This window comes from Brachybacterium sp. SW0106-09 (assembly GCF_001293905.1).
Classification (GTDB): Bacteria; Actinomycetota; Actinomycetes; order Actinomycetales; family Dermabacteraceae; genus Brachybacterium; species Brachybacterium conglomeratum.
Genome location: NZ_BCAK01000001.1, coordinates 1 through 23422, shown reverse-complemented (window position 1 = coordinate 23422; position 23422 = coordinate 1). Strand labels below are relative to the sequence as shown.

17 protein-coding genes are annotated in these 23422 nt (G+C 72.9%); 7 read left to right on the top strand and 10 right to left on the bottom strand.

Annotation, left to right across the window (positions count from 1 at the left end; genetic code table 11):
- Positions 1-29: 29 nt before the first annotated feature.
- The 4 genes from Y09_RS00085 to Y09_RS00070 all read right to left on the bottom strand — a co-directional run bounded on the left by Y09_RS00085 (position 30) and on the right by Y09_RS00070 (position 5794).
- Positions 30-1022, bottom strand: a complete 993-nt coding sequence (locus Y09_RS00085) for an NAD(P)-dependent oxidoreductase (RefSeq protein ID WP_053915648.1) — start codon at positions 1020-1022, stop codon at positions 30-32.
- On the bottom strand, positions 1019-3688 hold the full coding sequence (locus tag Y09_RS00080) for an alpha/beta fold hydrolase (protein WP_053915647.1): 2670 nt from the start codon (positions 3686-3688) through the stop codon (positions 1019-1021). Before Y09_RS00080 ends, Y09_RS00085 begins: the two co-directional genes overlap by 4 nt.
- Positions 3682-4713, bottom strand: coding sequence for a 3-oxoacyl-ACP synthase III (locus Y09_RS00075; protein ID WP_053915646.1), 1032 nt, complete (start codon positions 4711-4713; stop codon positions 3682-3684). Before Y09_RS00075 ends, Y09_RS00080 begins: the two co-directional genes overlap by 7 nt.
- A gap of 115 nt (positions 4714-4828) precedes the next feature.
- On the bottom strand, positions 4829-5794 hold the full coding sequence (locus Y09_RS00070; RefSeq protein ID WP_082358550.1) for a sugar phosphate isomerase/epimerase: 966 nt from the start codon (positions 5792-5794) through the stop codon (positions 4829-4831).
- A gap of 63 nt (positions 5795-5857) precedes the next feature.
- On the opposite strand from Y09_RS00070, the gene eis reads away from it, so the two are divergent.
- Positions 5858-7132, top strand: coding sequence for an enhanced intracellular survival protein Eis (gene eis, locus Y09_RS00065; protein WP_053915645.1), 1275 nt, complete (start codon positions 5858-5860; stop codon positions 7130-7132).
- A gap of 77 nt (positions 7133-7209) precedes the next feature.
- Positions 7210-7839 carry a thymidine kinase gene (locus Y09_RS00060; protein ID WP_053915644.1) on the top strand — a complete coding sequence of 210 codons (630 nt, stop codon included), beginning with the start codon at positions 7210-7212 and terminating at the stop codon, positions 7837-7839.
- Positions 7840-7890: 51 nt separating this feature from the next.
- Here Y09_RS00060 and Y09_RS00055 read toward each other — a convergent pair whose 3' ends face one another.
- Entirely contained in the window at positions 7891-8295 is a 405-nt protein-coding gene (locus Y09_RS00055; RefSeq protein ID WP_053915643.1) for a hypothetical protein, read from the bottom strand.
- 283 nt (positions 8296-8578) lie between these two features.
- Between Y09_RS00055 and Y09_RS00050 the strand changes: the two genes are divergently transcribed.
- On the top strand, positions 8579-12031 hold the full coding sequence (locus tag Y09_RS00050) for a proline dehydrogenase family protein (protein ID WP_082358549.1): 3453 nt from the start codon (positions 8579-8581) through the stop codon (positions 12029-12031).
- A gap of 153 nt (positions 12032-12184) precedes the next feature.
- Here the strand turns inward: Y09_RS00050 and Y09_RS00045 are convergent, their stop codons facing one another.
- The gene (locus Y09_RS00045; protein WP_053915642.1) at positions 12185-13573 is read right to left on the bottom strand and encodes a UTP--glucose-1-phosphate uridylyltransferase; all 1389 of its coding nucleotides are present in this window, start codon (positions 13571-13573) and stop codon (positions 12185-12187) included.
- Between the two features lie 2 nt (positions 13574-13575).
- Positions 13576-14328, bottom strand: a complete 753-nt coding sequence (locus Y09_RS00040; protein WP_082358548.1) for an ATP-binding cassette domain-containing protein — start codon at positions 14326-14328, stop codon at positions 13576-13578.
- A 306-nt stretch (positions 14329-14634) separates the two neighbouring features.
- Between Y09_RS00040 and Y09_RS00035 the strand changes: the two genes are divergently transcribed.
- A complete protein-coding gene (locus Y09_RS00035) occupies positions 14635-15447 on the top strand; it encodes a DUF899 family protein (RefSeq protein ID WP_200716731.1) in 813 nt (270 codons plus the stop codon).
- On the opposite strand, the gene Y09_RS00030 is transcribed toward Y09_RS00035, so the two are convergent.
- Positions 15441-16322, bottom strand: a complete 882-nt coding sequence (locus Y09_RS00030; RefSeq protein ID WP_053915641.1) for a DUF817 domain-containing protein — start codon at positions 16320-16322, stop codon at positions 15441-15443. The two genes, Y09_RS00035 and Y09_RS00030, sit on opposite strands and share 7 nt — an antisense overlap.
- Positions 16323-16472: 150 nt before the next feature.
- On the opposite strand from Y09_RS00030, the gene Y09_RS00025 reads away from it, so the two are divergent.
- From Y09_RS00025 to Y09_RS00015, 3 genes are all read left to right on the top strand, one after another.
- On the top strand, positions 16473-17171 hold the full coding sequence (locus tag Y09_RS00025) for an HAD-IA family hydrolase (protein WP_053915862.1): 699 nt from the start codon (positions 16473-16475) through the stop codon (positions 17169-17171).
- Between the two features lie 11 nt (positions 17172-17182).
- A complete protein-coding gene (gene metG, locus Y09_RS00020; protein ID WP_053915640.1) occupies positions 17183-18988 on the top strand; it encodes a methionine--tRNA ligase in 1806 nt (601 codons plus the stop codon).
- A 206-nt stretch (positions 18989-19194) separates the two neighbouring features.
- Positions 19195-20652: a sugar porter family MFS transporter gene (locus Y09_RS00015; protein ID WP_082358547.1), complete on the top strand. Its 1458-nt coding sequence runs from the start codon at positions 19195-19197 to the stop codon at positions 20650-20652.
- A gap of 29 nt (positions 20653-20681) precedes the next feature.
- Here the strand turns inward: Y09_RS00015 and Y09_RS00010 are convergent, their stop codons facing one another.
- Together Y09_RS00010 and Y09_RS00005 are read right to left on the bottom strand one after the other, a co-directional pair.
- Entirely contained in the window at positions 20682-22550 is a 1869-nt protein-coding gene (locus tag Y09_RS00010) for a transketolase (RefSeq protein ID WP_053915639.1), read from the bottom strand.
- Positions 22551-22646: 96 nt separating this feature from the next.
- The gene (locus Y09_RS00005; RefSeq protein WP_053915638.1) at positions 22647-23375 is read right to left on the bottom strand and encodes a PIG-L deacetylase family protein; all 729 of its coding nucleotides are present in this window, start codon (positions 23373-23375) and stop codon (positions 22647-22649) included.
- Between the last annotated feature and the right edge of the window lie 47 nt (positions 23376-23422).

Below are 23422 nucleotides of genomic sequence, written 5' to 3'. Positions count from 1 at the left end.
CTTCCGTGCGATGTGACGGGCTGGAGGATTCAGACGACGGGATGCGCGCGGAACCACTCCGCGAGGCGGGCGTTGCCCTCGTCCATGCTCACGCGCGGCGTCCACTGCAGCAGCTCGCGCGTGCGGCGCTGGTCGAACCAGTGCGCGGTGGACATCTGCTCGGCGAGGAACTCGGTCATCGGCGGCTCGTCGTGGCCCGGGCGCTTCTCCCACACCCGCTCGATGAGCCGTCCGGCGAGGCGGGCCACGCTGCCGGGGACGCGCAGGGTCGGGGCGGGCACGCCCGCGGCCTCGCACCAGCCGGCGAAGACGTCGCGGACGGTCCGCGGCTCGCCGTTGGAGATCACGAAGCTCTGCCCGTGCACGTCCGCGATCCGGTCGTGGGCGGCGACGATCGCGTCGGCGGCGTTGGTGACGTAGGTGGTGTCGATCAGGGCCATGCCCTCGTCCAGCAGCGGCAGGCGGCCGCTCGCGGCGCGGTCGACGATCCGCCCGACGAGCTGGGTGTCCCCCGGCCCCCACACGATGTGGGGGCGGATCGAGGTCACGGAGATCCCGTCGTGCCCGTCGGCGTCCATCGCGAGCAGCTCGGCGGCCGCCTTGGTGCGGGCGTAGGGGCCGCGGGCCCGTTCGGGATCGGCGGGGGTCGCGTCCAGGCCCACGATCGCGCGGCCCAGGTGCGCGGCCGACGGGGTGGAGACGTTCACGAGGGTGCCGCCGCCGTTCGCGCGCAGCGCGTCGAGCACGTTCTCGGTGCCGCCGATGTTGATCGCCCGGTACTCGCTCTCGGGACCGGAGATCGACACCTTCGCGGCGAGGTGGACGACCGCATCCGCCCCGGCGACGGCGCGGCGCACCTCGTCGGCCTCAGTCAGGGAGCCGCAGACGTCCTCGATGCCGTCGATCCCGGCGGGACGGCGCTGGAAGGCGCGGACCGTGGCGCCGCGGTCGCGCAGGGCGGTCGCGACGGCACCGCCGAGCATGCCGGAGGCGCCGGTGACCAGGACGGTCGGGGCGCTCACAGGGCCGCCGCCCGCTCGCCCCGCAGGGTCTGCTCGGACCAGCGCGACAGCGCCGCACGGTCGATCTTCGAGTTGTGACGGATGTCGGTGGGCAGCGCCCGGGTCTCGAACACGGCCACGACCTCGACGCCGGCGCGCTCTCGCACGGCACGGCGCACGGCCTCGGAGAGGGAGGCGGCGGCGGGCTTCGGGCGCGCCGCCTTCCCGGACCGGTAGCCGTCCTCGGTCTCGAGGATCACGACGACCTGCTGGGTGCCGCGGGGGCCGACGACGGCCGCGCCGGCACGGCGCACGGTCGGCACCGCCTCGGCGGCCTCCTCGACCTGGACGGGGGTGAACAGCCCGTCGGCCGTGGCCAGGACGTGCGCGGCACGGCCCTCGACCCACAGCCGTCCGGCCGTATCGAGGTGGCCGACGTCGCCGGTGGCATGCCAGCCCTCGAAGCGCATGGAGGTGTGCGTGGTGCCCCAGAGCATGAGGTAGCGGTCGCGCACGTGCGGGGCGCGCACGAGGATCTCGCCGGTCACGCCGGCCTCCTCTGTGATCTCGCCGGTCGTGCGGCCCTCCTCGTCCATCACCGCGACCGCGATCTGCACCCGCCGGACGGGGGTGCCGACGCAGACGCCCGAGCCGGGGCCCGCCGCCTCGATGCCCTCGAGGTCGATCGCGGCGACGGCCAGGCACTCGGTCATGCCGTAGGGGGTCAGCGCCTTCGCCGCCGGCATGATCTCCGCCAGCCCCTGCAGCAGGTGCGCGGGGATCGGCGCGCCGGCGGAGAAGAAGCTCGCGGCGCCGGCCATCGCGGCGCGACCGGCCTCGTCGAGCTCTCCCGCGGTGTCCAGGATGTTCCGCAGCGCGGCGGGGGCGGTGAACACGGCGGGGCGGCCGAGCGCGCCGATCGCGGCGGCCAGCGCCGGGGCGGTGAGCTCTCCGGGACGGGTGATGTCCATGTCCGGCACCACCGTCGGAGCGCCGAGGGCGGGGCCCAGCAGCGCGAAGGTCGCGAAGCCGGCGACCAGACCCCGCTCGGGAGCGAGGTCGAGGGTGTCGCCGACGGCGGCGAACATGGCGCTGAGCTGGCGATGCGTCATGACCGCGCCCTTGGCGGGGCCGGTCGAGCCGGAGGTGAACAGCACCGCCGCGTCGGAGTCGGGGTCCGGGTGGGACACGTCCAGCGGGGCGCCGAGCTCGCGCTGGAGGGCGCCGGAGCGGGCGAGCTCCGCGATCGACGTCTCGACGCCGAGGGCGGCGCGGTCCACGGTGGGCAGCTGCTCGACGCTGATCCGCCGGCCGGGCCAGCCCATCGCGCGGGCGCCGACGAGAGCCTTCGGGATGCCGATCAGCCAGTCGATGTGGGAGCCGATCACGGCGCGGGTCAGACCCTGGGTGCCGAGGCCCGCGTCGGCGACCACGGCCACCGCACCGATCCGGAAGCAGGCGTAGAGCACGCCGGTGAGGTCGGCGCCGGGGGTGATCAGCAGGCTGACCCGGTCGCCGGGGCGGACCCCGTGGCCGAGCAGGCCCGCGGCGATGTCCTCGACGCGGCGGTGCAGCAGCGACCAGGAGATCTCCCGCGTGCCGCCGTCCTCCTCGGCGCCGAGCTCGACCACGGCCGGACGATGGGCGTGCACCGGGTCCGCGGCCAGGCGCGCGATCGGCTCGCCGATCGGGGCGGCGGGCACCTGCTCGGCGGCGTAGGAGGAGACGGGGCGCCGGGCCGGGGCCTCGGTGCGGGGCGTGCCTGCGGCGGAGAAGGTCGCCTCGAGCCACTGGGCGACGAGCCCGGCGACGTCCGCGTCCTCCCACACCAGGTGGGAGGCACCCTCGAAGCGGTGCACGTCCGCGTGCGGGACGCGCTGGATCAGATCGCGCAGGAAGCGGTCCGAGAAGGTGATGTCGCGCGGGCCCCAGGCGAAGAGCGTGGGGACCTGGAGGCGGGTGAGCCCCTCGGCGACCCGGTCGAGGGTGGCGCGGGAGGGGTGGTCCGCGGCGGCGGGGATGTCGGCGACGAACTGGTCGATGCCGCGGCGGCGCGAGCGGGAGCGGTAGGGCGCGAGATAGGCGTCCTGGATCTCCTTGGGCAGCGACGGCTTCGACAGCGACAGGGTGGTGCGCAGGAAGGCGTCGGTCAGCGAGGTCGAGGCGGTGCGGAAGCCGGGGGTGGTCGCGAGCTGCAGCGCCTTCGGCAGCGCCTCCTCGATCCGCTGGTGCACGCCGGTGTTGGTGAGGATCATGCCGGCCACGTCGTGGCGGTTGTCCAGCGCCCAGCCGGTCGAGATCAGCCCGCCCCAGTCGTGGCCGACGGTGACGACCGGCCCGTGCAGCGACAGCGCGTCGGTCAGCAGGGAGAGGTCGGTGATGCGGTCCTGGTAGCGGCGGGTCACTCCGGTGCGCTCGGAGTACCCCATCTCGAGCTGGTCCACGGCGATGAGCCGCCAGGGGATGTCCTCGCGCACCAGGGAGCGGAACAGGAAGGACCAGGTGGGGTTGCCGTGGACGGCGAGCAGGGTGCCGCGCGGGGTGATGCCGCGCTCGGCGAGCCAGGGGCCGGAGTCCAGCAGGTGCCACCGGCGCAGCTCGCCGGTGTGGTCGCGGACCTGCTCGGTGCGGTGCAGCACCGGGTCCACGCCCGGCACGTCGGGGATCTCGGGGGTGCTCTTCACCACTGGACCTCCATCATCGCGGTGTTCAGTCCGGAGCCGACGCCCATCAGCAGCACGCGCTGCCCCCGTTCGATGTCGTCCTGGATGTTCGCGAGGGTCATCGGCACCGCCTCGGCGGCGATGTTCCCCCAGTCCGGGAAGGTGACGGGGATCCGCTCCATCCCCACGCCGGTGATCTTCGAGAAGTTGCGGGTGTAGACCATCGAGACCTGGTGCGGGATGACGTAGTCGATGCTCCTGAAGTCGAGACCGGACTCGTTCGCGGCCTTCCAGGTGTCCACGATGAGGTTGATGCCGTTCTCGAGCAGGCCGTTGGAGTCGGTGCGCATGTCGTCCATGTTCGCCACGCACAGCTCGTGGTGCTCGGTGCCGGAGCGGGCCTGGGTGACCTTCAGGCGGTGGCCCTCGGGGTGCACGTCGGCCGGACCCAGCACGGCCGCCGCGGCGCCCGATCCCAGGGTGAGGGAGGCGAACTGGTTGTTGAAGTCGGCGCGGGTGGAGCCCTTGGCGTTCAGCCGCTCGATCGTGCCGCGCTGGACCTGCTCGACGTCCTCCGCCCCGACGATCAGGGCGTACTTGATCTGGCCAGAGTCGATCATGCCGGCGGCCATCGTCATGGCGTTGACGAAGCCGAGGCAGGCGTTGGTGATGTCGAAGTTCATGCACGCCGGGGGCAGGCCGAGGCTGTGGTGGATACCGGTGGAGACCGCGGGCTCGAGGTGCTTGCGGGAGACGGAGGCGTTGATCAGCAGGCCCACCTGGTCGCGCATGATCCCGGCCTTGGCCATCGCGCGCTCGGCGGCGAGCACGACGCCCTGCTTCCAGCCGTTCTCGCGGTCGCGCCACCACTTGCGCTCGTAGACGCCGGCGACGCGCTGGAGCACGCCCTTGGGCAGGCGCAGCCGCTTGCGGGCCGGGGCCAGCATCTCGTCGATCTCGTCCGAGGTCACCGTCACCTGCGGCAGAGTCCCCTCGACCGCCAGCAGGCTCGTGTTCGAGTGGACGATCCCTGTGTTGCCGTTCCCCATCTGCCTGCGCTACCTCGTCGTTCGATCAGTTCGTGTGCTTGTCGTCGATGCATGGCGGCCGCGCGGAGCCCGGCACATGCCTCTGCCATCCTCCCACCGGAGCCTGGGGAGTCCCTCAGGGGGTGGCGGATCCCACGTCCCCGTCCTCGAGGTGGTGACCGAGGTGGTGGCGGGCGAAGGCGAGGGACTGACGCAGCGTGCGCTCGCGCGCGACGGAGTCGCGGCTGGTGGTGACCTCCAGCAGCACCGAGCCCTCCCAGCCGCGGTTGGCGAGGCGCCGCAGCACCTCCGCGCAGGGCTGGTTGCCCTCGCCGGGAGGCAGGTGCTCGTCCTTGGTGGTGTTGCCGGACCCGTCGGCGAGGTGGAGGTGGGTGAGCCTGTCGCCGAGCCGCTCGATCATCTCCAGCGCGTCGTCCCCGGCGGTCGCGGCGTGGGAGAGGTCGACGGTGACGTGGGCGTAGGCCTCGTCGGTCGGGTCGTGGTCGGGGAGGTAGTTCAGCACCTCGCGCACCCCGAGCCGCCAGGGGTACATGTTCTCGACCGCGATCGCGATGCCGTGCTCGTCCTCGAGGCGGGCGACGCCCTCGACGAAGCCGCGCGCGTACTTCCCCTGCCACCGGAACGGCGGATGGGCGACGATCGTCGGGACGTCCAGCGCCTTCGCGATCTCGATCGTGCGCTCGATCTTCACCCAGGCGTCGCGACCCCACAGCCCCTGCAGGAAGAACAGCGTCGGCGCGTGGAGGGAGAGGATCGGCAGGTCGTAGCGGCGGGAGTACTCCGCCAGCAGGTCCGGGTCCTGGCTGTCGCGCGGATAGGAGACCATCACCTCCATGCCGTCGTAGCCGATCTCGGCGGCGAGGCGGAACGCCTCCTCCACCCCCGAGGGGAACACGGAGGAGGTGGACAGGCCCACGGGGATGCGGCGGCGCGGCGACTGCTCGCTGCGCGGATCCCCGGCGGAGAGACGACGGGACAGCGCCTCGCGCGCCCCGCGCTGCGCGCTGTTGGGGCGGGTGAACGGCTTGCGGCCCCCGTTCGTGGACGGGTTGTCCGACTCGCTGTCGCGGCGTGGACTCACGGCACCTCCTGGGCTGTCTCGCGAGGCAAGTATGCACCGTCGCGCGCCCCTAGACTCGTCCGCATGCCGGTCCGAGAACTCACCCCGACGGACGCCCTCGCCTACAGGCTGCTCACCTCCAGCGCCTTCGGCGGGTCCGTCGATCCCGATGACCCCGCCGCCTCCGCGCCCCTCTCCCCCGGTCAGACCGCGGTTGGCATCGACTCGGCGGCGCTGCCGGGAGGAGCCGGCGGGGTGCTCGCCGCGGCCGCGCGGATCCGGCACGACGAGATCTCCCTCGGCGGCGGCCGGGTGCGCTGCGGCGGCATCGCCGGGCTCGCGGTCCATCCCGCGCATCGCGGCGACGGGCTGTTCGCCGAGCTGCTCGCTGCGGTGCTCGCCCGCTGCGACGAGGAGTCGCTGCCGGTCTCGATGCTCTATCCCTCGAACCCCGAGATCTACCGCCGCCACGGCTATCAGGTGGTCGCGCGCGTCGAGACGCTCGAGGTGCCGCTGGTGGACCTGCAGCGCCTGCGGTCCGTGCCCGGCCGGCGCACGGTCCCGGTCACCGCTGCGAGCATGCCGCGCGTGCGTGCGCTGTACCAGGAGCTCACGGCCGGGGACAACGCCATGCTGCGTCGCCACGGGCCGCTGTTCCCGGACGGGCTTCCCGGCCACGGCTGGGAGGCTGTGCTGCTCGTCGGCGCGGACGGCCTGGATCGCGGCTACGCCTCCTGGACCCGGCGCAGGGGCGAGGGTCCCGGTCTCGAGGTCCACGAGGTGCTGGGGCGGGACCGGGAGGACCTCCGCGCCCTGCTGCGCGTGATCGGCTCCTGGTCGACGGTGACCGAGTCGGTGCGGCTGCGCGTGCGGACGGAGGATCCCGTGCTGGACGTGCTGCCCGGAGGCGGCGCCCGGCCCGCCGGCGGGCCGGTGCCGATCGTGATGATGAGGGTGGTCGACACCGCGGCCCTGCTCGAGGCGCGGCAGGCACCGGCCGGGCTCTCCGGCGCGCTGCGGCTCGAGGTCACGGACGACACCGTCCCCGCAGGCACCTGCCGTGCCGCGGGACTCTTCGACGTGCACGTCGCCGACGCGCGCGTCCGCGTCGTCCCGGTCCCGAGGAGCGGGACGACCTCGGCGCAGTCGTCGGCCGGGCCGTCTCCCGCCCCCTCGGGCGAGGCGACCGTGGGAAGGGTCCTGCTCGACGTCCACGCGGCTTCCCTGCTGCTCGTCGGCGGCCGCTCCCTCGCCGACGCCCGTCGGCTGGGACTTCGCGCCGAGGCCGACGCGCCCGCCGAGGCGCTGCTCGACGCGCTGCTGGCCGGTCCCCGGCCGAGCGTGCTCGACGCGTTCTGAGCCCGCGCATCCCGCCCCTCCGCGCCTGACCCTGCGCCCCCTTCCCCGACCCACCGCGACCCCGGAGCACCCCACCCATGGCCAAGCTGCACTTCAAGTACGGAGCGATGAACTCCGGGAAGTCCGACACCCTGATCAAGACCGCCTACAACTACGACGAACGAGGGCTGGCGACGCTGACGGTCAAGCCCGCCCTGGACACCAAGGGCGAGGACTGGGTGGTGGCCCGCGGCGGGGCGAGCCGGCGTGTGGACGTGCTCGCCCATCCGGGCGAGGACCTGCGGGAGCGGGTCTCCCGGGCCGCCGACGAGCGGGGCCTGCGGCCGCTGCACTGCGTCCTCGTGGACGAGTCCCAGTTCCTCGAGCCGCTGCAGATCGACCAGCTCTTCCGCATCGCGAAGCAGGACGCGATCTCGGTGATCTGCTACGGGCTGCGCACCGACTTCCGCACCACGACCTTCCCCGGGGCGCAGCGGCTGTTCGAGCTCGCGGACAACGTGGAGAAGCTGCCGACGATGTGCCGCTGCGGCGCGCAGGCCGAGTTCAACTGCCGGCGCGTCGGCGAGCGGTTCGTGTTCGAGGGCGACCAGGTCGCGATCGACGAGGAGGACGGAGGAGCGGTGGCCGACGCCGTCACCTACATGTCGCTGTGCGGGAACTGCTTCATGGACGAGCAGCGGCGCGCCGGCGTCACCGTGCTGGGGTGAGGCCGGCGCGCCGCTGCGCGTCGGGGCGGTCCCGTCGGACCCGGGGCGCGCTCAGGAGCTGAGGGGCTTGTCCTCGCCCACCTCGGCGTCGCCGCCGGCGGCCGCGCTGCCGGCTGCGAGGTCCGTGTCGGCGGAGGCGTCCGCGACCTTCGCCGCGTCCTCGTCGAGGGTCGCGTCGGAGCTGTTCGAGAGGCGCTCCTTCGCGGCGCCGGCCGCGCCGACCACCGCTCCCTGGGCGGCGGAGGCGACCTCGGGGGCCTTGTCCTTGACGGTCCCGGCGGTGTCCTGCGCGACGCGGGTCGCGGTGTCCTTGGCCTGCGTCGCGCGGCGCTGGACCTCGGGATCGTCGGCGACCTGGCGGGCGGTGCGCTCGAGGGACTCGTAGGGGCCGCGGCCCGCACGGGACCCGATCACGAAGCCGATGCCGAGACCGGCCAGGAAAATGAACTTTCTCATCGATGCCTCCAGTGGCGTCCGGGTGGTGTGTGGTGCGGTGTGCTCCCGCATCGTGTCACAGTCGCCGGGGCGCTCGGAGGCGGATGCTGACCGGACGGTCCGCGCGGAGTCGTCCCGGAACCGTCCCGATCCGGTCACGGGATCTCCACGCCTGCGCGCCGCTCGGGCCCGCCGCGGGCCCGCCGAGGACCTACGATCGGGGTGACGGGCGGTGGTGCCCGCGCCGTCGCCCCCGAGGGTCCGGCGAGATCCGTGATCGAGGAGAAGACCCGCGTTGTCCCCCGTGCCCCAGCCCTCCGACCGCGACGCCCTGCGCACGACCGCCCTCACCGCCGAGGACGTCGCCGCCCAGGTGCGCACCTGGGTGCAGGACGCCGCCGGACGCGAGGTCCCGGCCGCCGCCGGACTCCTCTCCGACCTGCTGCGCGATCCGAAGGGGCTCGACTTCACGCTCGCCTTCGTGGACCGGGTGATCCGCCCCGAGGACCCCCGCGCCGCGGCGGTCGAGCTGCGTCGCCTCGCCCAGGACCCGCCGGCCTTCCTCCCCGCCCCGCTGCGCCGCGTCGTCGGCCTCGGCGGCGCCGCCTCGCGCCTGGCGCCCTCGGCCGTGGTGCCCACCGCCCGCGCCGCCATGCGCAGGATGGTCTCCCATCTGATCCTCGACGCCCGCCCCGGGCCGCTGACCGCCTCCCTCTCCCGGCTCACGGCCGACGGGACGACGCTGAACATCAACCTGCTCGGCGAGGCCGTGCTCGGCGCGCAGGAGGCGGCGAGGCGCCTCGCGGGCGTGCACGAGATCGTCTCCCGGCCCGACGTCGACTACGTCTCGATCAAGGTGTCCTCGATCGTGGAGCACCTGCCGCTGTGGGGCGCGGCCGAGACCGTCGACCACGTGGTCGAGACGCTGCTGCCGATCTATCTCGACGCCGCCCGCACCGACTCCCACACGTTCCTGAACCTCGACATGGAGGAGTACCGGGATCTCGAGCTGACCCTGGAGGTGTTCGAGACGCTCCTGGACCGTCCCGAGCTCGCCCAGCTCCACGCCGGGATCGTGCTGCAGGCCTATCTCCCCGATGCGCCGCGGGCGATGGCGCGGGTGCGCCGCTTCGCCGAGCGCCGGGTCGCGGACGGCGGTGCGCCGGTCAAGGTGCGGCTGGTCAAGGGGGCGAACCTCGCGATGGAGAAGGTCGACGCCTCGGTGCACGGCTGGCCGCAGGCCCCGCTGCCCTCGAAGCTGGAGACCGACGCCCAGTACAAGCGGATGCTGCTCGAGGCGATGGACCCGGGCCGGCTCGAGGCGGTGCACCTCGGCGTCGCCGGGCACAACCTCTTCGACGTCGCCTTCGCCCACCTGCTCATGGCCGAGCGCGGGATCCCGAGCGGTCCCGGGCACGGCGTCGAGTTCGAGATGCTCGCGGGCATGGCCCCGGGCCAGCAGGCCGTGGTGCGGGAGGCGACCGGGACGATGCGCCTGTACGTCCCGATCGTCCACCCCCGCCACTTCGACGTGGCCGTCTCCTACCTGGTGCGTCGTCTGGAGGAGAACGCCTCCTCGGAGAACTTCCTCTCCGCGGCCTTCGACCTCGACTCCTCCGAGGAGCTGTTCACGCGCGAGCAGGACCGTTTCACCCGTGCCCTCGACCTCGCCCGGAGCGAGGATGCCCCGGACACGCACCGGGTCCAGGACCGTGCGGCGGAGACCGGTGCTCGGCTCGAGCTGGGCAGCCTCGCGCTGCCCGCGGTGCCCGGCGCCTTCCACGGCACCCCGGACACCGACCTGTCCACAGCCGCGAACCAGGAGTGGGCAGCCGGCATCACCCATCGCATCCGCGGCTCCGAGCTCGGCGTCGAGGAGGCCCGTGCCGCGCGTCTGACCACCACGGACGAGGTCGAGACCACGGTACAGGCGGCGCTCGCGGCGCAGCCGGCCTGGGCCGCGATGCCGGTCGAGAAGCGTGCCCTGGTGCTCCGCCGAGTCGCCGGCACCCTGGCCGCGCACCGCGCCGAGCTGCTGGAGGTGATGGCCTCCGAGACGGGAAAGACCTTCGAGCAGGGCGATCCCGAGGTCAGCGAGGCGATCGACTTCGCGCTCTTCTACGCCGAGCAGGCCGAGCGCCTCGCCGCACGCCGCGACCTCGCGCTGACCCCGCGCACCCTGACGCTGGTCACCCCGCCGTGGAACTTCCCCGTCGCGATCCCGACCGGCGGGGCCCTCGCCGCGCTGGTGACCGGCAGCGCCGTGATCATGAAGCCGGCCCCGCAGGCGCGACGCTGCGGCGCGCTGCTGGGACGTCTCTTCCTCGAGGCCGGGGTGCCGGAGGGCGTGTTCACGCTCGTGGACGTGCCCGAGGACGAGGTGGGTCGCTCCCTCATCGCCCATCCCCGGCTCGACCAGCTGATCCTCACCGGCGCCTACGACACCGCCGCCCTGTTCGCGTCCTGGCGCCCCGATCTGCGGATCCTCGCCGAGACCAGCGGCAAGAACGCGATCGTCGTGACCCCGCAGGCGGATCTCGACCTCGCCGCCCGGGACGTGGCGCTGTCGGCCTTCGGCCATGCCGGGCAGAAGTGCTCCGCGGCGAGCCTCGTGATCACCGTCGGCTCCGTCTCCCGCTCCCGCCGCTTCAACGCGCAGCTCGCCGACGCGGTGCTGTCCCTCGAGGTCGGCGAGCCCGTCGACCCGACGGTGCGGATGGGGCCGATCATCGAGCCGCCCGGCGATAAGCTCGCCGCGGGCCTCACCGAGCTCGGGGAGGGCGAGACCTGGCTCGCCGAGCCGCGCCGGCTCGACGAGGAGGGACGGCTGTGGACGCCGGGCGTGCGGATCGGCGTGCGCGAGGGCTCCGCCTTCCACCGCACCGAATACTTCGGGCCGGTCCTCGGCATCATGCACGCCGACACCCTCGAGGACGCCGTGCGGATGCAGAACGGCACCGATTACGGGCTCACCGCGGGGCTGCACTGCCTCGAGCCCTCCGAGATCGCCTGGTGGACCGAGCACGTCGAGGCGGGGAACCTCTACGTCAACCGGGGCATCACCGGCGCGATCGTGCAGCGACAGCCCTTCGGCGGCTGGAAGCGCTCCGCGATCGGACAGACCGCGAAGGCGGGCGGCCCGCACTACCTGCTGCACCTGCAGGACCTCGCCGACTCCGCCTCCGTCCCCTCCCGCGCCGAGGACCCGCAGGACTGGCTCGAGGCGGCGGGCGCCTCCGACCGCGAGGAGATCGACGGGTTCTTCGCCCCGCGCGACGAGCAGGAGGTCCACGGCGAGATCAACCTGCTGCGCCACCTGCCGCTTCCGGTCATGGTGCGCGCGGCCGACGGGACGACGACGGCGGAGCTCGAGCGGGTGCTGCATGCCGCCCGCACCGCCGGCGCCGAGGTCGAGGTCTCGGTCGCCGACGAGGCGCTGCTCCCGACCGCGCGGGCCGGGGACACGCCTGCCTCGGTCGTCCATGAGGACGCGGCGACCTTCGCCGCCCGTCTCGGCCGGCTCGCCCAGCGCCGCGTGCGCGTGATCGGCGAGGTCGACGACGCGCTGCGGGACGCGCACGCCCAGCGCGTGGAGGTCGCCCTGTTCACCGGTCCCGTGCTCGCCTCGGGTCGCGTCGAGCTGCTGACCTTCCTGCAGGAGCAGGCGATCAGCGCGACGAACCACCGCTACGGCAACCCGCTGCCGCACCCCCTGGACCTCACCGGCGGCAAGGGCTGGGCCACCGGCCCCCGCTGACCCGCAGGGCCGGCCTGGCCCCGTCGACCATTCCGGTACCGTCGGCCGCTCCGGTCCCGTCAGCGGGGCCGGGCCCATGGGCCCGCGCAGATCGAGTGGCGGGAGGGTTGCCGAGCCCGGCCGCGGGGCCGACGGCCCCGGCTGCGGCCGGGGTCAGCCGGCGGCGGGGGTGCCGACGCGGGCGCCCTCGGGCACCTCGCCGCCCTCCTCGCCGAGCACGGCCTCGCCCACGATCTCGACGTCGGCCCCGAAGGTCCAGTCGCCCTGCACGTCCAGGCTCGTGGCCTCCTTGAGCGAGGGCACGCCCTGCGGGAAGCGGAGCTCGAAGTCCTGGATCAGCTTGTAGGAGCCGGACTCCAGGGAGACCGACGGCACGCTCTGAATCTGCTGGACCAGGGCGTTGCGCTCGTCGAGCGCGTAGGCATCGGAGCGGATCAGGAGCAGGTCGCTGGTGGCCTTCACGGGCAGGAAGCGGTCGCGGCCCACCACGATCGCGGTCGCGCCGTCGAACACCTCGATCGCGGCGCCCATCGCGGACTCGATCTGGTAGACGGGCGTGGAGGACTTGTCCGAGGGGTCCACGGTCTTCTCGTTGCGGATCAGCGGCAGGCCCATGACGCCACCCTTCTCCTTGAGGATCGCGTCGAGCTGCTCGAGGTCCCACCACAGGTTGTTGGTGTGGAAGAACGGGTGGCGGTGCTCGTCGGTGAAGTAGTCCATCTCCTCCGTCGGGGTCTGCGCGGTGTCGCGCAGGATGAGCCGCCCGTCGGACTTCCGCACCGCGAGGTGGCCGCCCTTGCGGTCCGCGGGGGTGCGGCGGCACAGCTCGGCGGCGTAGGGCGCGCCGGTGGAGGCGAACCAGGCGGCGAGCACCGGGCTCGGCACGGTGCCGAGGTTGTCGGAGTTGGAGACCGAGGCGTACTTGAAGCCGGCGTCGAGCAGCTGCTGGAGCAGGCCCGAGGTCTGCAGGGCGGTGTAGATGTCGCCGTGACCGGGCGGGCACCACTCGAGGTCGGGGTCCGCCTCCCACTCGACGGGGGTGAGGTCGTCGGCGCGGAGCTTGGGCTCCTTGTTCTGCAGGAAGTCCAGCGGCAGGTCGCCGACGGGCAGGTCGGGGTACTTCGAGAGCACCTCGAGGGTGTCCTCGCGGGTGCGGAAGGAGTTCATGAAGATCAGCGGCAGGCGCGAGTTCGTGCCGCGGCGGGCGGCGAGGACCTGCTCGACGATGAGGTCCAGGAAGCACTTCCCGTCCCGCACGGGGAGCAGCGACTTCGCCCGGTCCAGCCCCATGGAGGTGCCGAGCCCGCCGTTGAGGTTGATGATCGCGAGCTTGTCGAAGACCTTCTTCGCCTCGGCCACGTCGATCTTCACGTCGTCGAGGTGGGTGGGGTCCAGGTACGGCTCGATCGTGTCCTCGGGGATCGTGCCGGTCACCCCCTCCTCGAGCTGCCCGTAGTAGTGGGAGAAGACGTCGATCGCGGTCTGCGCGACCCCTGCGTCCTTCATCTTCTGCTGCGCTGCGGCGAGTCCTTCGTTGCTCATGGTCACAGCGTATCTACTCCCGCTCGCCCTGCCGCGCACCGCACCGCCTCGCCGAGATCGAGGCGCGGCCAGTGCGCCAGGCGGCGCAGCACGGTGCGGTCGTGGCTCGCGACGACCACGGCCGACGGGGTGCGCTCGAGCGCCTCCAGCAGGTCGTCGACTCCGCTGATGCCGAGGTGGTTGGTGGGCTCGTCGAGCAGCAGGATCTCGTCGCGGGCGGCGATCACGCCGGCAAGCCGCACCCGGTACCGCTGCCCCACCGAGAGGGCGGTCAGCTCGCGGTCGCGGTCGGTGACGGCGCCGACCTCCTCGAGGGCGACCTCGAGCCGCCGCGGCGCGTCTGAGGCGTCCAGGGCGGTGACCCGGGCGAGGGCGTCGTCGTAGCGTCGCGCGGCCTCGGCGGTGCCGTCGGCGAGCGCGTCGGCGGCGGCGTCATGTTCGCGCAGCGCGGCGAGGGGCCGGGCGAGGAGCGCATCGAGCAGGTCGCCGACGGTGCGGGGGCCGTCGGCGTCGGCGGTGGCGAGCTCCTGGCGCACCATGCCGAGGGCGCCGTGGCGCTCCACGGTGCCGGCGTCGGGCTCGAGCGTCCCGGCCAGCGCGTCCAGGAGGGTGGTCTTGCCGCGTCCGTTCTCGCCGACCACGGCGAGCACGGCTCCGGGGACGAGGGTCAGGTCGATGCCGGTGAGGAGGACGCGCCCGCCGCGCGAGAGCTGCAGCTCGCGGGCGCGGAGATGAGAGGTGGTCCGCTGGGGCATGGTTCGGGTGCCTTCCGGTGGTGGGTGTCACCGGGCACGGCGGATCGCCGCCCGGTGGAGGTCCGGACGGCAGCGCGGGGTGGTGGAGGGGCGCCGCCGTCAGCGGCGGGCGCGGGGGCGCGCGATGGCGCAGGTGCCGAGGAAGCAGGTCGTCATGGGGCCACCGTCGGAGCGACCCGGCGGCGCTGTCACGCGATTTCCGCCCGGTCGACGCCGGAGGCCTTCCCCCCGAGCCCCGAGCGGTGCTTGACTCGTGGTGGAGCGCGCCGGGCACCGCCGTCCGACGCGCGATCCGCTGGAGGCGACATGACCGACCGTCCGCACAGGATTCCTGCCGACGACGTTCCTGCCGACGGCGCCGGCGCTCCCGGTCCCGGCCTGCCCGAGGTGGTGGACCGGGAGGCCTGGGAGGCCGCCCGCGCCGAGCTGCTGCTCGAGGAGAAGGCGCACACCCGCGCCGGCGACGCCCTCGCCGCGAAGCGCCGCCGCATGCCGATGCTCGAGGTCGACGGCGACGCGACGGTGGTGGGGGCCGACGGCCCCGTCCCCTTCCGCAGCCTCTTCGAGGGGCGCGACGAGCTGCTCGTCTACCAGCACATGTGGTGGGACGGCGCGCCGCACCAGGGCCAGTGCGAGGGCTGCACGATGACCGCCTGGCATCTGCACGACGCGTCCTATCTGCGCGCCGCCGGCGTGTCCTTCGCGATCCTCACCACCGGCGCCTGGGAGGAGGTCGCGCCGTTCGTGGCGTTCATGGGCTACACCGAGCCGTGGTTCTCGGTGCGGGAGACGGCCCCGCCGATCGGCGGCGACATGGGCTACCTGCAGTGCTACGTGCGCGAGGGCGACCGCGTCTTCCTCACCTACGCGATCACCGGGCGCGGCACGGAGATCTCCGATCCGACCCTCGCACTGCTGGACCTGACCGCCTTCGGCCGGCGCGAGGCCTGGCAGGACATGCCCGCGGGGCGCATCGCCGAGCGCGACGCCTGCTGGTTCTGGCGCACCGACGTCGACGGGAACCCCACCTGGGGGCCGACGGGACGGCCGGCGGCGCAGTGGACGCGCCCCGGTGCGACCGCGCAGACCACCCTCGGCCGCACCGGCATGCATCACTGAGCCCGTTCCGGCCTCCGCGGCCGATGCACGAGCGTGACGAGCACGACCGACACCATCATCAGCAGCAGCCAGGAGACGAGCTTCGAGGCCGGCACGAGCTCCCAGCCCGCGCGCTGATGCGGGTAGATCCACGCCCCGGCGGCGGTGCCGACGTTCTCCGCGATCCACAGCAGCCCCGCGACGCCCAGGAAGGCGGCGATCACGGGCATCCGCCGCCAGGGCGCCCGGCGATGGACGCGCAGCGACATCGCGCACCGCCCGTAGAGCAGCAGCGTCGCCGCGAGCAGCACCCAGCGGGCGTCGGGCAGGTAGTGGTGGGTGAAGAAGTTCGCGTAGATCGCCGCTGCCAGCGCAGCGGTCGCGAGCAGCGGCGGGTAGCGGGTGAAGCGCAGGTCGAACAGGCGCATCACGCGCACCATGTAGGAGCCGACGGCCGCGTACATGAACCCTGTGTACAGCGGCACCTCGCCGATCCGCAGGAGTCCGTCGGTCTCGTAGGCCCAGGATCCGACCGCCGTCTTGAACACCTCCATCGCGGTCCCGACCAGGTGGAAGAGAGCGATCACGCCCATCTCCCGCAGGCTCTCCAGGCGCAGGGCGAGCATCGCGACCTGCACCGCGACGGCCGCGAGGACGAGCGCGTCGGCGCGAGCGAGCGGCGCATCGTCCGGGTACAGCACTCGCGCGGTCACCAGCAGCACGAGCATCACCGCTCCGAACACGCACGCCCAGGCGTGCTTGAGGCCGAACACGACGAGCTCGACGTGGCGGGCCCGCCTCGTCCCGCCCGCGGTCGCGAGGGCCGAGGTGCGGCGCTGCGCCCACCGGTCGATCCGTTCCTCGAGCGGGGTGAAGGGGACACGGTCAGGGGTCATCCGCCCAGTCTCGTCGCGCGATGCGCAGGTCCTCGCGAGACGTCGTGGGCGTTCCGGGGAGAGCGCGGGGAGCTCCTGAGGAGTCGGGCCGACGGCGGCGGCGCCGTCGTGGTCGGCCCCGACGCCGCACCCCGCGCCTACGATGACCGGATGTCCTCCGACGACACGACGTACACCGATTCCCTGCTCGCCCTGGGAGAGCTCGTCGCCGAGCACGGGATCCGGGTCGTGGTCTCGGACCTGGACGGCGTGCTGCGGGTCTTCGACGCATCGCTGTGGGACGAGCTCGACGCGATGACGGGAACCCCGGACGGGACGAGCTTCCGAGCGGTGCTCGGCCATCCCTACCTCGACGACGTGGTCCGCGGGCGCGGCACCCATGCGCGGTGGCGAGAGCTCGCCGCGGAGCAGCTCGTCGAGGCGGGCAGCGACCCCGCAGCCGCCCGCGAGGCCGTGGACCGCTGGGCAGGGACCCCGGCCGTGGTCGATCGGCGCGTGCGCGCGATGCTGCTCCACCTCCGTGCCGCCGGCACCGCGGTGTTCGTCCTCACCAACGGCACCGACCGCGTCCCCGAGGAGCTCGCCGCGCTCGGGCTCGAGGACGTCGTCGGCGAGGACGGCCGGTTCCTGCTGAACACCGCGGATCTCGGCGCCGCCAAGCCCGATCCGGAGGCCTTCGCCCGGGCGAGGGCGCGGATCGGCCGGGTGCTCGGCGAGGAGATCCCGCCGGAGCGGATCGCGTTCCTGGACGACTCGGCCCGTCACGTCCAGGCCGCGGCGAGGTGCGGATGGCACGCGGTGCTGCACCGCGCATCGGGGACGGAACGCGCCGCGCCCCGCCTCCCCTAGAATCGGATCCCATGAGCACAGTCCTGTCCGCGGTCGCCTGGCCGTACGCCAACGGTCCCCGCCACATCGGCCACGTCGCCGGCTTCGGCGTCCCCTCCGACGTCTTCTCGCGCTACATGCGGATGGCGGGCCACGACGTGCTCATGGTCTCCGGCACCGACGAGCACGGCACGCCGATCCTCGTCGAGGCCGACAAGGAGGGCATCTCCGCCCGCGAGCTCGCCGACCGCAACAACCGGCTCATCGTCGAGGACCTGGTCGCGCTCGGCCTCTCCTACGACCTGTTCACCCGCACCACGACCCGCAACCACTACCAGGTGGTGCAGGACATGTTCGTGGCCGTGCGGGACAACGGCTACATGATCGAGCAGACCACCTCGGGCGCGATCTCCCCGTCGACCGGCCGCACCCTCCCCGACCGCTACATCGAGGGCACCTGCCCGATCTGCGGCGCGGGCGGCGCGCGCGGCGACCAGTGCGACAACTGCGGCAATCAGCTGGACCCGACGGACCTCATCGACCCGGTCTCCCGCATCAACGGCGAGACCCCCGAGTTCATCGAGACCTCGCACTGGTTCCTCGACCTGCCGGCGCTCGCCGCGGAGCTCGGCCGCTGGCTCGACGAGCGGGAGGCGACCGGGCTGTGGCGCCCGAACGTGATCCGGTTCAGCCAGAACATCCTCGAGGACATCAAGCCCCGTGCGATGACCCGCGACATCGACTGGGGGATCCCGGTCCCGGGCTGGGAGGACCAGCCGAACAAGCGCCTGTACGTCTGGTTCGACGCGGTGATCGGCTATCTCTCCGCCTCGATCGAGTGGGCGCGCCGCTCCGGGGACCCCGAGGCGTGGCGCCGCTGGTGGAACGATCCCGAGACCCTCGCCTACTACTTCATGGGCAAGGACAACATCGTCTTCCACTCGCAGATCTGGCCGGCGGAGATGATCGCCCAGAACGGCGAGGGCGACAAGGGCGGGGAGCCCGGCCGCTTCGGCGAGCTGACCCTGGCCACCGAGGTCGTCTCCTCCGAGTTCCTCACGATGGAGGGCAAGAAGTTCTCCTCCTCCAAGGGGATCGTCATCTACGTGCGCGACGTGCTCGAGCGCTACCAGCCCGATGCGCTGCGCTACTTCATCTCCGCCGCGGGCCCCGAGAACCACGACGCGGACTTCACCTGGGTCGACTTCGTCTCCCGCACCAACAACGAGCTGGTCGCCGGCTGGGGCAATCTCGTCAACCGCACCGCCGCGATGATCGCGAAGAACGTCGGGGAGATCCCGGCCGCCGGCGAGCTCGAGGACGTCGACACCGCGCTGCTCGACCAGATCCACACGGGCTTCACGACCGTCGGGAAGCTCATCGAGAGCCATCGCCAGCGCGCCGCGATCGCGGAGATCATGCGCCTGGTGGGCGAGGCGAACGCCTACGTCTCCCGCACAGAGCCGTTCAAGATGAAGGCCGAGGAGCAGCGTCCGCGCCTGCTCACCGTGCTGCACGTGCTCGCCCAGGCGGTCACCGATCTCAACACGATGCTCGCCCCCTTCCTCCCCCACTCGGCCAACGCCGTGGAGAAGGCGCTCGGCGGGGACCGGGAGATCGCCCCGATGCCCCGCATCGACGAGGTCGAGGACCTCGACGGCGGCCCGGGCTACCCGATCATCACCGGCGACTACACGGCCGTGCCCGCCTGGGAGCACCGCCCGGTGACCGTGGGGCAGACCGTCGTGAAGCCGACCCCGATCTTCGTCAAGCTCGACCCGGCCGTGGCCGAGCAGGAGCTCGAGAGGCTCGAGGCGGAGGCCGCCGACGAGGCCTGATCCCTCCGGCTGGGGAGCGAGAACCGTGACCACGACCGCCCTGTAGTAACACTTTCGGAGGAAAGTGTGACGACAGGGCCTCCTGGAGATCCTCGACGACTATGCGGAGCAGGTGCGGCGCAGCGGATGAGGAGCGGTCCTCGTCGGCCCCCGGAGGTGTACGGTGACCAGCACCTGGACGATGCGTCGGACGCCGACCCGAGGAGATGGACCCCATGAGCGCACCCGCACAGACCCTCAACCCGAAGGTGGTCGGGATCAGCATCGCCGCGGCCGTCGGCGGCTTCCTCTTCGGCTTCGACACCTCGGTGATCAACGGCGCCGTCGGTGCCCTCTCCGCGGAGTTCTCGCTCGGGGCGGGCCTGACCGGCTTCGCCGTCTCCTCCGCGCTGCTCGGGTGCGCCGTGGGCGCCTGGTTCGCGGGCTCCCTCGCCAACCGCTTCGGCCGTATCCCGGTGATGGTCATCGCCGCGATCCTGTTCTTCGTCTCCGCGATCGGCTCGGGGCTCGCCTTCGGGGTGTGGGACCTGATCGTGTGGCGCCTCGTGGGCGGGCTCGGCGTCGGCGCCGCGAGCGTCATCGCCCCGGCCTACATCGCCGAGGTCGCACCCGCGAGATACCGCGGGCGCCTCGGCTCGCTGCAGCAGCTCGCGATCGTGCTGGGCATCTTCGCGGCGCTGCTGTCCAATGCGGTGATCGCGAACACCGCCGGCGGCGCCGCGGAGTCCTACTGGTTCGGGGTCGCCGCCTGGCGCTGGATGTTCATCATCGAGGCCGTGCCCGCCGCGATCTACGGCGTGATGGCCCTGTTCCTGCCGGAGTCACCGCGCTATCTCATCGGCAAGGGCGAGCGGGACAAGGCCTCCAAGGTGCTCTACGACTTCACCGGCGAGCTCGACGTGAACCTCAAGATCGAGCAGATCAGCCACTCCCTGGAGCGGGAGAGCAGAGAGAGCCTGCGGGACCTGCTCGGCGGCCGCTTCGGGCTGATGCCGATCGTGTGGCTGGGGATCGCGCTGTCGCTGTTCCAGCAGCTCGTGGGCATCAACGTGATCTTCTACTACTCGACCACGCTGTGGCAGTCGGTCGGCTTCGACGAGTCCCAGGCGCTGCTGACCTCCACCATCACCTCGGTGATGAACATCGTCGCGACGATCATCGCGATCCTGCTGGTGGACCGGGTGGGCCGCCGCGTCATGCTGCTCGTCGGCTCGGTGGGCATGACGGTGTCGCTGGGACTCATGGCGCTGGCCTTCTCCTTCGGGGAGACGGCGGCCGGCGCAGAGTCGGTGTCGCTGCCCGATCCGTGGTCGACCGTGGCGCTGATCAGCGCCAACGGCTTCGTGATGTTCTTCGGCACCACGTGGGGTCCGCTGGTCTGGGTGCTGCTGGGCGAGATCTTCCCCAACCGGATCCGCGCCTCGGCCCTCGCGGTCGCGGCCGCGGCCCAGTGGGGCGCGAACTGGGCGGTCTCGGCGACCTTCCCGACGCTCTCGGAGATCGGTCTGAGCTTCGCCTACGGCCTGTACGCGGCCTTCGCACTGCTGAGCCTGCTGTTCGTGGCGCGCTGGGTCCCCGAGACGAAGGGACGCGAGCTGGAGGACATGGACCAGCTGCGCCTGGGACGGCGGGGGTCGGCCGACGACGTCGCGGCCGACAGCTGAGCGCAGTCCCGCCGCCCCGAGCAGGAGGCTCAGCCTTCCAGCACCGTTCGCGCCGCGCGCGCGATGTGCGCGGCGTCGATGCCGGCCCAGTCCAGCAGCTCCGCGGTGGTGCCGGAGCCCGGCACCCCGTCGACCGCGAGGTGCTCGAGGTGCAGGTCGGCGAGCGGCTCGGCGGCCAGCGCCGCGAGCACCGCGGCACCCAGCCCGCCCTCGCGATGGTGGTCCTCCGCCACCACCGCGCGCCCGCCGGTCTCGGCGACGGCCGCGCGGATGCCCTGGGCATCGATCGGCTTGACCGAGTACGCGTCGATCACGCGGGCCTGCACGCCCTCCTCGGCCAGCGCATCGGCCGCCCCGAGCGCCTCGTGCAGCGTCACGCCGGCGCCGATGAGGGTGACCGCGTCGTGCGCGCTGCGGCGCAGGGTCTTGGACCCGCCGACGGGGAACTCCTCCTCGGGCCCGTAGAGCACCGGGTATCCGCCGCGGGTGGTCCGCAGGTAGCTGACGCCGTGCAGGTCAGACATCGCGGCGACCAGGGCGGCGGTCGAGGTCGCATCGCTCGGGTACAGCACCGTGGAGCCCTGCGTGGCCGCCATCAGGGCGAGGTCCTCCAGGCCCATCTGGGAGGGGCCGTCGGCGCCGATCTCCACCCCGGCGTGCGAGCCGACCAGTCGCAGGTCGGCCCGGGAGACGGGGGCCATGCGGACGAAGTCCGCGGCGCGGCTGAGGAAGGCCGCGAAGGACGAGGCGTAGGCGATGTACCCGCGGGCGGCCAGGCCGGTCGCGGCGGCGACCATCTGCTGCTCGGCGATGAACATCTCGAAGAACCTCTGGGGATGCGCCTGGACGAAGTCTGCGACGCCGGTGGAGTTGGACACCTCCCCGTCCAGCGCCACCACACGGGGATCGACGTCGGCGAGGGCTGCCAGCGCCGGCCCGTAGGCCTTGCGGGTGGCGATCTCCTCTCCCACGTCGAAGGTCGGCAGCTCGACCTGACCGCGGGACGCCGAGCGGCGCGCGACCTCGGGCGGGCGGGGACCGCGCGCCTGCAGCGAGCGGACGCCGCCGAGCGCGTCGATCGCCTCCTCAGCACGCTCCTCGGGCATGGGCTTGCCGTGCCAGTCCTCCTCGTCCTCGACCCCGGGGATCCCCTTGCCCTTGACGGTGCGGGCGAGGATCACCAGCGGCCGCTCGAGGTCATCGTCGGCACGGGCGAGGGCGGCGTCGATCGCCTCGACGTCATGTCCGTCGACGACGACCGCCTCCGCGCCGAATGCCTCGACACGGGCGGCATAGGCGTCCATGTCCCATCCCAGCGCGGTCTCGCCGCGCTGGCCGAGCCGGTTCACGTCGACGATGGTCACCAGCTTCGTGAGCCCGTAGTGGGAGGCGGTCGCGAGGGCCTCCCACATCGAGCCCTCGGCGAGCTCGCTGTCGCCGGCGAGCACCCAGACCCGGTACGGGGCCTGCTCGAGCTTCGCGCCCGCCAGAGCGATGCCGACGCCGTCGGGCAGTCCCTGCCCGAGCGAGCCGGTGGCGACGTCGACCCAGGGCAGGACAGGGGTGGGGTGCCCCTCGAGCCGCTGGCCGAAGCGTCGGTAGCCCTCGAGCAGCTCCTGCTCGGACACGACGCCGGCCGCCCGGAACACCGAGTACAGCAGGGGTGAGGCGTGTCCCTTCGAGAAGATCAGATGGTCGTTGCCGGGGGCGTCGGGGTCGTCCCAGTCGTAGCGCAGGTGGCGCGACATGAGGACGGCCAGCAGGTCGGCGGCGGACAGGCTGGAGGTGGGATGTCCCGAGCCGGCGGCGGTCGAGGAGCGGATCGAGTCGACCCGCAGCTGGGCGGCGAGCTCGCGGACCTGCTCGAGGGAGAGGCCGTCGTGCATGGTCGTGGTCATGGGAGCGTCCTTCCGTGGCGGATCCTGCCTGACCACCCCACCGTAGGAGCCTGCACGCCGGGCGGCCAGGGGGCGGCCGACCGTTCGGTCCCGCGCTCAGAGCTCGTGCACGCGCAGCGCGACGGCGTGGTCCGTGCCCGCGGCGGCACCGCCCTGGCGGAGGATCTCCGGGATGAACTCCTCCGGGACGGGATGGTCGGTGACGTGCGCGAGATAGGCCTCGTGCGCGTGCAGGGAGGCGACCGCGGCGTCGACCTCGCGCTGTCCGACGGACTTGGCGTGGGTGGGGTCGGGGTGCCCGGCCACCGCGAGCGTCCTCGTGCTCCAGGGCGCGAGGTGCTCCTGCTCCGCCAGCTCGCGGAACACCCACGGGTTCGCGGCGTCGCGGCAGGCGTCGACGGCGGCGAGGCCCGCGACCCGATGGTCGGCCTGGTTCAGCCCGCCGTACGCCTCGACCTCGAAGTTCGCGGTGAGCACCAGGTCGGGGCGCGCCTGCCGGATCACGCGGGCGATGTCGCGGCGCAGCACCAGGCCGGGCTCGAGCATCCCGTCGGGGTGGTCGAGATGGCGCAGGTCCGCGACGCCGACCTGTGCGCAGGCGCTGCGCTGCTCCGTCTCCCGCAGCGACGCGACGATCTCGGGCGGCTCCGCCATCCCGGCCTCGCCGCGGGTCAGCAGCAGATAGGTCACCTCCACGCCTGCGGCGGTCCAGGCGGCGACGGCGGCGGAGGCGCCGTACTCCATGTCGTCGGGATGCGCGACGACGCACAGCACGCGCTGCAGTCCGTCCTCGGGCAGCGGGGGAAGGGCGGTGGGAGCATCCATGGCGCCACCCTAGGTGTAGTTGGCCATGACGTTATCGACGCCGGTAT

Excerpts from the sequence above, each read along its gene's own strand:
- Y09_RS00025 (WP_053915862.1), top strand. The coding sequence starts at position 16,473 with ATGTCCTCCGACGACACGACGTACACCGATTCCCTGCTCGCCCTGGGA.
- Y09_RS00010 (WP_053915639.1), bottom strand. The coding sequence starts at position 22,550 with ATGACCACGACCATGCACGACGGCCTCTCCCTCGAGCAGGTCCGCGAG.
- Y09_RS00055 (WP_053915643.1), bottom strand. The coding sequence starts at position 8,295 with ATGAGAAAGTTCATTTTCCTGGCCGGTCTCGGCATCGGCTTCGTGATC.
- Y09_RS00035 (WP_200716731.1), top strand. The coding sequence starts at position 14,635 with ATGACCGACCGTCCGCACAGGATTCCTGCCGACGACGTTCCTGCCGAC.
- Y09_RS00015 (WP_082358547.1), top strand. The coding sequence starts at position 19,195 with ATGGACCCCATGAGCGCACCCGCACAGACCCTCAACCCGAAGGTGGTC.
- Y09_RS00040 (WP_082358548.1), bottom strand. The coding sequence starts at position 14,328 with ATGCCCCAGCGGACCACCTCTCATCTCCGCGCCCGCGAGCTGCAGCTC.
- Y09_RS00005 (WP_053915638.1), bottom strand. The coding sequence starts at position 23,375 with ATGGATGCTCCCACCGCCCTTCCCCCGCTGCCCGAGGACGGACTGCAG.
- metG (WP_053915640.1), top strand. The coding sequence starts at position 17,183 with ATGAGCACAGTCCTGTCCGCGGTCGCCTGGCCGTACGCCAACGGTCCC.
- Y09_RS00060 (WP_053915644.1), top strand. The coding sequence starts at position 7,210 with ATGGCCAAGCTGCACTTCAAGTACGGAGCGATGAACTCCGGGAAGTCC.
- Y09_RS00045 (WP_053915642.1), bottom strand. The coding sequence starts at position 13,573 with ATGAGCAACGAAGGACTCGCCGCAGCGCAGCAGAAGATGAAGGACGCA.
- Y09_RS00075 (WP_053915646.1), bottom strand. The coding sequence starts at position 4,713 with ATGGGGAACGGCAACACAGGGATCGTCCACTCGAACACGAGCCTGCTG.
- Y09_RS00030 (WP_053915641.1), bottom strand. The coding sequence starts at position 16,322 with ATGACCCCTGACCGTGTCCCCTTCACCCCGCTCGAGGAACGGATCGAC.
- eis (WP_053915645.1), top strand. The coding sequence starts at position 5,858 with ATGCCGGTCCGAGAACTCACCCCGACGGACGCCCTCGCCTACAGGCTG.